The 12,222-nt window shown below is 35.1% G+C and carries 13 protein-coding genes; 5 read left to right on the top strand and 8 right to left on the bottom strand.

From position 1 onward, the window contains the following. Window positions 1-53 precede the first annotated feature (53 nt). From NSS97_RS05970 to NSS97_RS05955, 4 genes are all read right to left on the bottom strand, one after another. Window positions 54-1,319, bottom strand: coding sequence for a M48 family metallopeptidase (locus tag NSS97_RS05970; protein ID WP_088030988.1), 1,266 nt, complete (start codon window positions 1,317-1,319; stop codon window positions 54-56). Between the two features lie 224 nt (window positions 1,320-1,543). After that, window positions 1,544-1,843 carry a hypothetical protein gene (locus tag NSS97_RS05965; RefSeq protein WP_088292285.1) on the bottom strand — a complete coding sequence of 100 codons (300 nt, stop codon included), beginning with the start codon at window positions 1,841-1,843 and terminating at the stop codon, window positions 1,544-1,546. Between the two features lie 31 nt (window positions 1,844-1,874). Further along, window positions 1,875-2,231: a hypothetical protein gene (locus NSS97_RS05960; protein ID WP_131929237.1), complete on the bottom strand. Its 357-nt coding sequence runs from the start codon at window positions 2,229-2,231 to the stop codon at window positions 1,875-1,877. Between the two features lies 1 nt (window position 2,232). Continuing rightward, window positions 2,233-3,081: a CPBP family glutamic-type intramembrane protease gene (locus NSS97_RS05955; protein ID WP_107887039.1), complete on the bottom strand. Its 849-nt coding sequence runs from the start codon at window positions 3,079-3,081 to the stop codon at window positions 2,233-2,235. Window positions 3,082-3,220: 139 nt separating this feature from the next. Between NSS97_RS05955 and NSS97_RS05950 the strand changes: the two genes are divergently transcribed. Next, complete coding sequence (locus NSS97_RS05950; protein WP_002011226.1) at window positions 3,221-3,922, top strand: response regulator transcription factor; 702 nt, start codon at window positions 3,221-3,223, stop codon at window positions 3,920-3,922. 9 nt (window positions 3,923-3,931) lie between these two features. Then, the gene (locus NSS97_RS05945) at window positions 3,932-5,674 is read left to right on the top strand and encodes an ATP-binding protein (protein WP_107887040.1); all 1,743 of its coding nucleotides are present in this window, start codon (window positions 3,932-3,934) and stop codon (window positions 5,672-5,674) included. Between the two features lie 153 nt (window positions 5,675-5,827). On the opposite strand, the gene NSS97_RS05940 is transcribed toward NSS97_RS05945, so the two are convergent. Continuing rightward, window positions 5,828-6,730, bottom strand: a complete 903-nt coding sequence (locus NSS97_RS05940) for an AraC family transcriptional regulator (RefSeq protein ID WP_341111931.1) — start codon at window positions 6,728-6,730, stop codon at window positions 5,828-5,830. A 136-nt stretch (window positions 6,731-6,866) separates the two neighbouring features. Here NSS97_RS05940 and NSS97_RS05935 point away from each other — a divergent pair, with 136 nt between their 5' ends. Next, window positions 6,867-7,352 carry an RNA polymerase sigma factor gene (locus NSS97_RS05935; protein ID WP_044444031.1) on the top strand — a complete coding sequence of 162 codons (486 nt, stop codon included), beginning with the start codon at window positions 6,867-6,869 and terminating at the stop codon, window positions 7,350-7,352. Between the two features lie 5 nt (window positions 7,353-7,357). Further along, window positions 7,358-8,482: an anti-sigma factor gene (locus tag NSS97_RS05930; RefSeq protein WP_341111929.1), complete on the top strand. Its 1,125-nt coding sequence runs from the start codon at window positions 7,358-7,360 to the stop codon at window positions 8,480-8,482. Between the two features lie 42 nt (window positions 8,483-8,524). Here the strand turns inward: NSS97_RS05930 and NSS97_RS05925 are convergent, their stop codons facing one another. Continuing rightward, window positions 8,525-9,502, bottom strand: a complete 978-nt coding sequence (locus tag NSS97_RS05925) for an HD domain-containing protein (protein WP_107887042.1) — start codon at window positions 9,500-9,502, stop codon at window positions 8,525-8,527. Window positions 9,503-9,741: 239 nt separating this feature from the next. Beyond that, window positions 9,742-10,848 carry a metallophosphoesterase gene (locus tag NSS97_RS05920; protein ID WP_016119788.1) on the bottom strand — a complete coding sequence of 369 codons (1,107 nt, stop codon included), beginning with the start codon at window positions 10,846-10,848 and terminating at the stop codon, window positions 9,742-9,744. Between the two features lie 34 nt (window positions 10,849-10,882). Here NSS97_RS05920 and NSS97_RS05915 point away from each other — a divergent pair, with 34 nt between their 5' ends. Further along, on the top strand, window positions 10,883-11,074 hold the full coding sequence (locus NSS97_RS05915; protein ID WP_044741124.1) for a hypothetical protein: 192 nt from the start codon (window positions 10,883-10,885) through the stop codon (window positions 11,072-11,074). A 70-nt stretch (window positions 11,075-11,144) separates the two neighbouring features. Here NSS97_RS05915 and NSS97_RS05910 read toward each other — a convergent pair whose 3' ends face one another. Beyond that, on the bottom strand, window positions 11,145-12,218 hold the full coding sequence (locus tag NSS97_RS05910; protein WP_016119787.1) for a sulfate/molybdate ABC transporter ATP-binding protein: 1,074 nt from the start codon (window positions 12,216-12,218) through the stop codon (window positions 11,145-11,147). Window positions 12,219-12,222: the final 4 nt, after the last annotated feature.

Raw genomic sequence — 12,222 nt, 5'->3', positions numbered from 1 at the left:
TACACTATAATTTTCCAAAACTCGAATCATCCACAATAAAAAGAAGCAGTACACTACTGCTTCTTCTCTTTTTCATATTGTTCAAATGTATGAATTCTTTCAAAAATTGGTGGATGTGTATATAAGAAAAACTTCACTAACGCAGGCGGATTCACTTGGCTTAAGCTCGTTTTTGATAAATATTGAAAAGTTTTCACACCTGATTTTCCATCTTTCGTCATATCTAAAGCATATTGATCTGCCGCTCGTTCCTCTATACGAGAAACGTAGTTTGTTGCTGGTTGTGCTGCAAAAGATAATAAAGAGGAAATTAAGAAAAATAAAGGTAAAATTGAGAAACATGCTAATTTTGGAATTTGCAGTGTATCTCCCCATTTTCGAATACACATATTTATAATACGACTAATTAAATACATACCTATAAACGATAGCAACACATAGCTCGCAACGCCCCAATATATATGTTTCATTACGTAATGTCCCATTTCATGAGCCATTATAAATAAAATCTCTTTATCTTTTAATTGCTTAAGTGTTGTATCCCACATTACAATACGGGCGTTAGGGCCAATTCCCGTTACGTACGCATTTAACGAATTCGTTTTTTCCGACATATTTACTTCATATACGTGTTTAGCTGGAATATCAGCTTTATCTGCGATCGCTAAAATTTTCGTTTCTAATTCCTTATTTTTCAGCGTTGAAAAATCATTATAAAGTGGATCAATTACAACAGGTTGCACAAACGTTAAGAAAATCGTAAACGGAACAGAGAGCGCCCATCCTGCTAGCCACCATCTCTTCGGAAATTTACGGATGAGCCATAACAGAACCGAAACAATGAGTAACATAGTCGCATAGTTCACCCAAAAATCGATGACATGATCTTTTATCCAGCTTTGTGTGCTTTGCGTAGATATTCCGTAATCAACGGATACTTTACGCCCGATCCATTGCATCGGTAATGCAAGAACTGTTGTTAGTAGTGATAAATAAAAGAAATAAATCGCAACTTGTAAGACATTTATTTTGGTCGTTTCCTTCGACCATTTCTCAAACTTTTTTGAAATACCGAGCACAAGTACAAACAATAAAATAATCCATTCAAGAGGCGTCGCTAAAAAGAACAGTAAGTTTTTCACGCGCGAATAATCTTGGCTTAGCGTAAGCTCCCTCGCATTCATAAAAGTTTCTGGATCTGCACTCGTTCCTTTATACATGTCCGGAATGAGTTCATGATTCCATCCAAATAAATACCAATATATAAGTAACGCAAACCCAACGTACAAAAAAAACGACCACCCAATAACTTTCCTCACGCTATTCCCTCCTCTATGCTGCCTGTCTATTATTATTGTAAGTTCGTACATGCTAAATTAGAACAAGCTTATTATGAGAATTGCTCGAGAGCCTTCTACTTACATAAAAAAACTCTTCTACATAAGAAGAGTTTCACCTACCTTTAGACACTTTATTCGGTTCATAATCTGGGATAAGAAATGCACTGGCAAACCGCCTTTTAGATAAAATAAAGAGCCTCTCCTTAAGGAAGTACATCTATTAACAAACTAAAATCTTGCAAAGAAAAAGAACTATATTTCATAATACCTTGTACAGTTAGAAGTAAAATAAGACCCATCACACACATATAATTAATACTTTCTTCATGCTTTTTCTCAGCAACTACTCCGCCGCTTATACATAATATTCCTAACAAATGGAGTGCTAAATACATAAAGAAATAAGCTTCCTCCCAGCGAAGAATAACATTGACTGTCGTTATCAGCACTATACTAAGCACAATCAAATAAAAAAACTTATTTGATGATATTGTTTCATTCATATAATTTTATACATCCCTTTCAAATTTCGAATTAATGATGTTTCAAAGCTATAAAGTAAATGATTGTTTTCATGCCATAAAACAAAAGGAAAGCCACCATTACTTTCTCGAATACTTTATGAACCCACATATACTTCTCTTCATTTTTTTTGAAGATGCGCTTCATCATTTCTTCTACAATTAGACCAAATATTAGTAAAACCCCTAACACAATAAGAAGAGAAATAATATTTCCTTTTAAATGAGTACTAGAAAATAAGTAATACTCTGGAAACACAATTGTATCTACTACAGGTTGCACCCAATGACAAACGCTTTTATCACACATATCTGTAAGAGACGTAGACTCTATAATGTCTTTCAATATTTTTTCAAACGTTTTCTTCATCTTACTTACCCCCCACTACATCTGAAAAACTCTTTCCCTGCTCTACATATATAGCTGGCATTTCTTTATTCCAATATTTGCGGTTAACAAATAAAAAGATGAGTACTAAGTTTAATCCCGTTATAAAAATAATAAGTCCTGGAAAGAACGTCGTATAGTGCGAAAAATCGGCAAAACTCATTATCTTTTCTCTACTTACTAAAAAAGAAGAACTAAGCACAAACGCATTGTTTAACATATGAATAGCAATTGGCATGAGTAAGCTTTTCGTACGAATATATACAATTGATAGTACGATGCTAAACACAACTGCACCAAGGAAATCAACATGTAAGCAAGCAAATAAAAGTGCTACAACGACCATTGCTATACTAGTACCCCATTTTGCTGCAAAACGCTGCAGTAAAAACCCTCGAAAAACAAACTCTCCGACAATAGGCGCAATAAATACAACCCTAATAAATTGAAATACATATCCCCCGGTACTATCTATAATCGGTTCATGCAAGGCATTCATAATAAAATCTGGTGTAATCCATGCAAAGCTGTACATATATAAAATAAGATAGCCGTAACTAAACATACAAAGCATAATCGCGATGTACAAAACTTGCACTAGGTTAAATGTTTCGTTTCTATTAATAAATAATGAAAATGAAACACGATGCTTTCTATATCCGTAAAAAAGCCATATTATTGGAAGGATATAAAATATAAGCATATTTATAAAAGATGAATTCTGTATATGAAATGTATTTTCTAGCACTTCATTACTACTTCGTGCTATTAAAATTAGTAATGCAAATACAATTAAAAAATATCTAGCTCGCATCGTTTGAAACGGATTCACATTCATCTCCTCCCCATGTTACTTTTATCATATCATTTGAATCTTAATTTTTTGTGAAAGAAAACCTTAAAATTTCCTTAAAAATTCCATAAGTTACAAAAAGATGATATGATATTCGAGGAAATTAGGAGGGATTCATATGTATCACGCAAATATTCTACTCATTGATGATGAAACAGCAATTTTACAATTACTAACTACCATTCTTGAAAAAGAAGGTTTTTCTCATATTACAACTGCAACATCTGCGGAAATAGCCTTATCTCTCACCGAGCAAAACAATTACGATTTAATTATTTTAGATGTAATGCTTCCTGGACAATCCGGTTTTGACATTTGTCCAATCCTTCGCCAAAAAACGGATTGCCCTATCTTCTTCCTAACAGCAAAAACATCTGATGTAGATAAAATTTCCGGATTTTCATACGGTGCGGATGATTACATTACGAAACCATTTAATCCACTAGAAGTAGTCGCTCGTATGAAAGCTCAACTCCGAAGACATATGAAACAAAACATACAAGAACAAAGAATATACTCCTTTTCTTTTGGGAGATTTGAAATTGATCAACATTCTGCGGAACTAACAGTAGATGGAAACGTTGTCGAATGTTCCGCTCAACTCTTTCAACTACTACTATTCTTTTGTGAGAATCCGAACTACGTATTTTCGAAGGAAGAATTATATGAAAAAGTTTGGGGAGCACCTGCCTATAATGGAGATGATAATACTGTTATGGTTCACATTCGAAAACTACGTGAAAAAATTGAACAAGATCCAAGTAAACCAGAATACATAAAAACAGTTCGTGGACTTGGCTATAAGTTCATTACAAAGTAGGTTAAAGATATGAATTTTAATAAACGACTTATAATCCAGTTTATTTTACAACACGTTTTTGTCTTAGTTACGTTACTTATCGCAGTAATTGCTTCTTTTTCTTATTTAATTTTTCTTCTTAATAGTACTTTATATGAACCTAATATTTCTGATTATGATACCTTTACAATCTCCGAATATATTTCTTCTGAAGACAATAACATTACTTTAAAATCTGAGGTAAAAGATTTAATAACAGAAAAGAGTGATTGGCTTCAAATTGTAGATGAAGATGGAAAGGTCCTTTACAACTTTAATACGCCTAACGATGTTCCGACCTCTTACACAAAGACATCCTTACTTACGTATTTACAGAATAGTAACAACAACATTTATAAATTTAACTATTGGGAAATTAAATTAGAAAAGAAACCAGTGATCGTTATTTACGGTGCCAAACTAAAAAGTAATGTATTACTAAAAACGATACAACAAGGACACCCTTCTTTATCATTAAATGAATTTGCATTAACTGAACAAGAAAAACAATTACTTTCTAAAGAAAAAGCAACACTGCAAATATTTAATAACAATGGCGAAGAAGTTTTTTCCTATCCAACTGGGAAGAAAAAAACATTTTCGGCTATAAAAACGGCTCTTAATGAAAAAGAACCGTGGAATTATAAAGAAAATACATCTAGTTTTTACGATTCAAATAGCGGTCATCTCGTCGTTGTATCCGCCCCAAACGCTCATTATTATCCAGATGATGAATTAGATGATATATTTACCAAGAAACTTCTAATCGGATGCAGCTTAATCCTCCTTATTGTGTTTGCTTATTTAGTCATTCTTTCAATTTGGTATGGAAATAAGTTTGGAAAGCCTTTATTACACACGATGCGCTGGCTTAAAAACATAGCCGGAGGAAAATATGAAGAACCTGTTAGTAAAAAAGGCAAACCTGTTCGGTTTCGGCGCTCCGGTAAAGAAAAATGGTCGTTCCGCATATTTAAAGATGTTACAAACTCACTAGAGCACCTTTCTATTACTTTGAAAAAGAACGATGCAATGAGAAAAGTACTGCAACAAACACGTGAAGAGTGGATTACCGGCCTGACGCATGATCTAAAAACACCGCTTAGCTCTATATACGGCTATGCATTATTACTAGAATCGAAGCAATATAATTGGACGGATCAAGACATTCAACAATTTGGCCATGTAATGAAAGAAAAATCTCAATATATGACTACATTAATTGATGACTTAAGCTTAACATATCAATTAAAAAATGATACTCTTCCTGCGCAACATGTAAATGTTGAAATTAATCAGTTCGTCCGAAAAGTACTATTACAATTTATTAATAACCCGACACTACAAAATCAAAACATTGAATTCGTGCCAAGTTCAAGCAAAATCCAATATTTTATTGAAGAAAAATGGTTCCAACGTATTATCGAAAACCTACTCGCAAACGCTGTAAAACATAATAATGAAACGACATACGTAATCGTAAAACTTTCGCAAAATGCAAATTCATTTACACTATCTATTTCAGATAATGGAAAAGGTATGGATGATAAAACGAAAGAACTTCTATTCGAGCGATATTACAGAGGAACGAATACAGAAGAAAGCAACATCGGAACTGGACTTGGTCTCGCCATTACAAAACAGCTCGTTCATGCCCATAACGGAACGATTTTCATTGATAGTGAAGTTGGAAAAGGAACGACGATTATACTTGTGTTTCCATTTAGTTCGTAGGAAAAGGTGCTTTTATAAAGCACCTTTCTCTTTTTGGAGCAGCGCGCTAGTAAATGAAATTATATCGACTTAACTATAAAATACAACAATAGTAGCAACCTATTAATAAAAGAAGACCGTCCAAAAATACCTTTTGAACGGTCTTTCTTTCTATTATTTCTTCTTCACCGGTATCCAAAGTTCAATTTGAGCGAACTCACTTTTGTCTGCATGGGAACGTTCATCGTATAGCTCAAACTCATTAACGCCGCAATGTTCGTATCCTGAATGCGGGAACCATTCTGAGAATACTGCATTCCACGTATGGTGAATAGACGATACCATTTCTTCATGAGGAACTTTCGGCGTTGTAAATACTGCATATGTCGCCGCTGGGAATGTACGCTTTGCAACTGCATTTGGTACATTTTCAAAGTCTGTAACTTCCATTCCGATAATATAAGTGAAGTCCCCTGTTTCTAAATTAAAATCAGTACATAATCCAAGTTCTACCCATTGGCTCGTATCTTTACGATTCGGAATCGTCGTTCCAAGATCTTTTTGTAAATATTCTTGCCAAAATGCTGGAATGTCTTGATGGTTTTTTCCTTCTTTACTTGTCGTCTTCAGCTCATAACCCGCCATTAAAAATTCTGGTTTATTTACAATACGATATTCCATTTGTATGCCCCCTAAATATGGATTTAATTTTCTTTGTTTTACATTCACTCTATAATACATTGGTGTTTCGATTTCTTGTTTTCGATATTCACTTGGTGTCATTTGAAATAATTTTTTAAAGGCTCTCGTGAACGTTTCGTGAGATTGAAAGCCATGCTCAAATGCGATATCAATAACTTTTTCATCCGTATGAGAAAGTTGATAAGCTGCCCGGGCTAACCTCCTCTTTCGAACATACTCCATTACTGTATCGCCTACTAACGCCTGGAATACACGATGAAAATGCGACTCAGAAAAACCTGCAACACGTGCTAAATTACGCAGCGTTTGTTTTTCCATTACATCTTCCTCAATATAATCAATTGACCTTTGAATTTGTGTTTCATAGCTTTCCATCTCTGTTCACCCGCCTTATATGTATTATGATAAAAGAGAATCCTATCCAATTCTTGACGTTTTTTACTATAATTCCATAAAAATTGTAACTTTTTTATATGTATTTCGTTGTTATGTATGAAGGGAGGGAAATGTAGTGAAACGCAAACAATCATTAGAAGAAATTTACTCCGAGCATATGCAAGATTTATTTCGCTATCTTCTCTCCCTAACCGGAGATTCTCATAGTGCTGAAGATCTCATGCAAGAAACATTTTACCGAATGCTCGTCCATATTGACTATTATAAAGGAGAAGAAATTAGGCCGTGGTTATTTACAATCGCCTACAACGCCTTTATCGATTGGTACCGAAAAGAAAAGAAGTATAAAACAACGCAAATTGAAGAATTCCATTTACCAAACGTGCCAAGTACAGAACACTCTTATTTCGTAAAATATGAGATTACTAGTTGGTTACAAAGTATATCCTCTCTTCCGCTCGAAAGACGAAATGTGTTACTACTACGAGATTACTACGGATTCTCTTATAAGGAAATAGCAGAAATGACTGGTCTCTCGTTAGCAAAAGTAAAAATTGAATTACACCGAGGACGAAAAGAAACGAAAAGCATAAAGGAGTGATACAGATGGGTTGTGCAGAGTTTAAAAAACTGTGGACGAAATACGAAAAAGGAACACTCACACATGACGAACAAGAACAGTTAGAAAGTCATATAGAAACTTGTGCAGAATGTGAAGCTCATTTAGATGAATTGCTTGCGAAGAGTGAACCCGTAAAGAAAAAATTACCGCCAAAAGATCTTAAAGTTCCTTTTTGGAGAATTAAGTGGAAACATCGGTTACAAACGTTTGGTTTTATATTATCCATTTGCATCGTTATATATATAATCGGCGGGGTATTATCAGCCTTTTATTTTCAAGCTAATAATGATAGAAGGCTAGAAGAAATTAGAGAAGTTCCTTCGCTTGCACTTGAGGCAACTATCCCAAATAGCCGTGTTATGGGGGGCGGAACAAGTGTAGAAGCTTTTTTCCGTACGAACAGCAGCTTCGATTTAGTAAGAACCGTCGGTAAAAAAGAAATGCCACTCGGTACAATAGAAACAAAAAGCTTCTTATCATCTGTAGATGTCACGAAACAAACTTGGATGAATCCGTTCTATCAACCAAAACTCTTCTTTGTTCATCCCAAAACAAAGCAGGGTGATTATTTAAAGGATTCCTCAAAAAAAGTATGGGATACACTTGCAAAAGTACATGATGGAACCGTTGCAGAAGTAGCAATTTCTTTTGATAAAACTTACACTTTAAAAGAATTAGAACCGCTTTTATATAGCATATTCGAAGCACAAGAACTCCCTCCAACTCCTGTATGGTACGCTTTAGACACAGGACAAGAAAGAATAAATGAAGAAGATTTCATACTATCTGGAAGCGACTTTATAGGCTTTCCAGAACATATAAGATTCCTTGATGATGAAACAGAAAAACAGAAAACGCAAGAAGACAAAGTAATTGAAATGATGCGTATTCTTTCTACACATAAAAAAACTGTAAGTACAGTTGCTATGCTTCCTGAAAGCGAACTAAACTTAGATAAACGCTATCAGTATGTAAAAGATAACGGCGTCAAAGTATACGGAATTGTCATTACTGGGCCGTCGAAAGAGTTATTAAAATTACAAAATTCCCCTCACATACGTTATGCTACTCTTGGAGATATTGAGGTTTGGAATTGGTTTGATCATTAATGAGAAAAAGGTAGAGCATCCCTATTGGATGCTCTACCTTTTTTACTCAGAAATCACTTTCACATACATCCCTCTTACTGCTTTTTCATAAGCGATATCGCTCATCTGTCTTATGTTTTCTGACACAATAGACGATTGAACAACTTCCCCTTCATGAAGTAACGGAGGATCAATAAGACGTACTTTATTTTTCTGATATAAATCATAATCATTTCTATCTTCTTCTACTTTTACATTCGGATGAACTTTGCTTAATAAAGCACGTACTTCTGTATCTTTACATAGCTGCAATTTCTCTATAAGCTTATCATCTTCGAGAAGAAAATCATCTACATGAATAACCTTTTTATGAAGAGCTAATTTTAACGTTTTAGCTAACATATCGTTTCCATAAATATTCATTGGTTTCATAAAGAAATCGATTACTTCTTTGTAATACGTCTTCGTAAACCATTCTGCAATTTCAATATTTTGAAGAATCATTTTCCCATTAACTTCGATTAAATCATTTAAAAAGTCTTGAGCTTCTTCTAAAGAAATATATCCATATGTATACATATCTCTCAATGTGTAATCCACTCGGTCTGCACATAATTCTGGCGCAGATTTTTCAAGTAATGTCCACTTCGAATCATTTAACAAAATATCTTCATAGTTATAACCATGTTTTGAAAGAATCGCCGGGATTTCCGAGTTTTTCACGACAGAACTAAATATTTCTTCATGATAACTTTCATTTTTGTTATCAAAAACGTAATCGATCACATGGGAAAAAGCAGTATGCGATACATCATGTAGTAAACCCGCAATCTGTTCTTCTACTGAACCACCAAGCTTTTTAATTAACAACATAGCACCAACTGAATGATCAAAACGTGTTACATTCCATTTCTCATTCATTAAGTAACTTGCTCCGGCTTGATGAACCCCTTTCAGCCTTTGCACAGGTTTACTTAAAATTAATTCTTCTAACACTTTATCTACTTTAAACTCACCGTATATGACATCTGATATGATCACTTAAAATCCCCCTTTTCAAGCAGAGTCTTCTTATAGTATCTCTTTTTCCAAGGAGAGTAAATACGGACATTCCGCTCTTATATATCTATAATTAAAAATATATTGATTTCACGTTTATTTATATATATTATAAATGTCTGTTATTTGTTTTAATTCATTTGTTTTTATTGAGCGCTCCTTATATGGAGCCTTTTTTCATTTTAAAAAATAGAGAGCACTCAGCTCTCTATTTCACAATCCTATTCAAATGTAACTTCAACCTGCACAATCTCAGATCTACTTCCCAGTCTAAGCGGTGGTCCCCAGAATCCAAATCCAGAAGAAACAATTGCGTGGAATGCACCTTTTTGTGCGTATCCCCAGTCTAGTTCGTACATTCTTCTCGTCACAATATGGTTCGGCGCCATTTGTCCGCGATGCGTGTGACCGGATAATAATAAATCAACGCCGGCGTCCGCTGCTTGTTTTAATTCAAATGGTTGGTGATCCATTGCGATAACAGGAAGCGATTTATCTACCGTACTCATTAGATTTTCAAAGCTTTGACGATCTCGCTCTGTTTTATCCCTTCTTCCAACGAGATAAAAATCATCTTCAATTGTAATGACTTCATCTAAAAGAATACGAATATCAATCTTATCCATCTCTTGTAAAAACTCAGGAACAGCTCGGCCGTAATATTCATGGTTTCCTAACACACCATATACGCCTAATGGAGCTTTCATCTGTTTCATGATTGGTCCCATATTTTTCTGAATGAACACACCTGGATGATCATCGATAATATCACCCGGCAGTAAAATAATATCGGGTTTCATTTCATTTACATGACGAACCAATCTCTTTAAATGAGCAACTCCAGACAGTTTACCGAAATGCATATCAGAGGCCATCGCAATGCGTAAACTTTTACGCCCTTCTACTTTTTTCGGTATGTGCACTTCGTACTTTCTTACTACTGGACTATATGCGTTGAATACTCCATATGCAAAGATAAAGATGAATACGAGTAAAACGACCGTTCCTGTCCAAATAATTGCCGTCTCTTTCTCCATTGAAAACTGTAGAAGGAAAACTGTAATATCGGCTAACGGCAATAACATAAGCGCGTATTGTATAACCGCAAACCAAATTGAACCGACCGTTCGCAGGAAAGGAAGGAATTTAAATACTTGTACGAGAATATACGCATATGAAATGAAGCCAACTACGAAAGCGTAATATCCCCAAGATTCCCAGCCGAACACCGTACTGAGCCAAACCCATCCGTTCCAGCCGATGTAAAACATAAGTAGTGTGTATACAAGTAACATAGTAAATATATTGAAATAACGAAGATTCTTCACAACCAGCCTCCTTATTGATTTCTTCTATTATAACTTGTTATGCACGTTTAACGTAAATATTAAGCACATCAATCTTCACAATAAAAACATTGATAAACACATCGTTTTAAAGTTTTTAGGAACGGCTGTAATGGGCATTTTAGAATCTTACGTGTTGGATGAAATTGACATTGATGTTGCGTTTATTGCGACGCAGGTTGGGGAATTGATGAGGCGGAATATATAAAAATCAGACATTCACGTAAACAAAGAAAAGCCGCACCTATAAATACTCATATAGGTGTGGCTTTTCACTATTAAATCACAAAATCCTCCGGAATAAACACTTTCACTTCTCTCGGATGTACGTATACAAACTCACCTGTTTGAATGCCTAGTTGTCTAAACTGTTCTTTACTAATTTCTGCTTCTAGATACTCATCTGTTCCGTCGCGCTTCAATTCTACATATACGACAGGGCCAACTGCATGTGAGTATGTTACTTTCGCCGGGATGGCATCTATACTTTGTTTCGTACGATCGATTGATAAGTGATGTGGTCTTACGTATCCCACTCCGTCTACGTTTGAAACGTGCTTATGCTCTGGTGCTTCTAGCTCCACCGATCCTACATTTAGTTTACCTTTATGAACGCGGCCGTGAAATAAATTCACGTTTCCTAAAAAGTCATATACGAACGGACTTGCTGGTTTTTCATATACTTCTTCCGGCGTTCCCATTTGTTCAATGCGTCCTTCATTCATTACAACGATGCGGTCTGCAACGTCTAACGCTTCTTCTTGATCATGCGTTACGAATACGCTCGTAATTTGAAATTCGTCATGTAGTTTCCGGAGCCATCTTCGCAATTCTTTCCGTACTTTTGCATCAAGTGCACCAAACGGTTCATCTAGCAATAAAATTTTCGGTTCGACTGCAAGTGCCCGGGCTAGTGCGATACGTTGGCGTTGTCCGCCAGATAATTGCGCTGGATAACGTTTTGCGAAACCATCCATTTTTACTAGTTTCAATAGTTCTGTTACTTTTTCTTTTATTACTTCAGCTGAAGGTCGTAAGTTTTTCTTTCTTACTTTTAAACCGAAAGCGACATTTTCAAATACATTCATATGTTTAAAAAGTGCATAGTGCTGGAAGACGAAACCGACTTGCCTGTTTTTCACGTGAATATCAGTTAAATCTTCTCCATCAAATGAAATAGAGCCTCCATCCGCTTCTTCTAGTCCTGCAATAATTCGTAATAACGTCGTTTTCCCAGAACCTGATGGGCCTAATAAAGCGACCAGTTCACCTTTTGGAATATCCAAATGAATGTCTGTCAGCGCTTGAAATGTACCATATTGTTTTGATACACTTTGAATTTGAATACTCACCGCA

It is taken from the genome of Bacillus sp. FSL R12-0074 (assembly GCF_038005725.1).
Lineage (GTDB): Bacteria > Bacillota > Bacilli > Bacillales > Bacillaceae_G > Bacillus_A > Bacillus_A mycoides.
The sequence above is the reverse complement of the archived record's forward strand: the minus strand, read 5'-3'. Positions and strand labels throughout refer to the sequence as shown.

What these genes read in the sequence shown, in the direction of transcription:
- NSS97_RS05965 (WP_088292285.1), bottom strand. Translation starts at nt 1,843, where the DNA reads ATGAATGAAACAATATCATCAAATAAGTTTTTTTATTTGATTGTGCTT.
- NSS97_RS05960 (WP_131929237.1), bottom strand. Translation starts at nt 2,231, where the DNA reads ATGAAGAAAACGTTTGAAAAAATATTGAAAGACATTATAGAGTCTACG.
- NSS97_RS05950 (WP_002011226.1), top strand. Translation starts at nt 3,221, where the DNA reads ATGTATCACGCAAATATTCTACTCATTGATGATGAAACAGCAATTTTA.
- NSS97_RS05945 (WP_107887040.1), top strand. Translation starts at nt 3,932, where the DNA reads ATGAATTTTAATAAACGACTTATAATCCAGTTTATTTTACAACACGTT.
- NSS97_RS05940 (WP_341111931.1), bottom strand. Translation starts at nt 6,730, where the DNA reads ATGGAAAGCTATGAAACACAAATTCAAAGGTCAATTGATTATATTGAG.
- NSS97_RS05930 (WP_341111929.1), top strand. Translation starts at nt 7,358, where the DNA reads ATGGGTTGTGCAGAGTTTAAAAAACTGTGGACGAAATACGAAAAAGGA.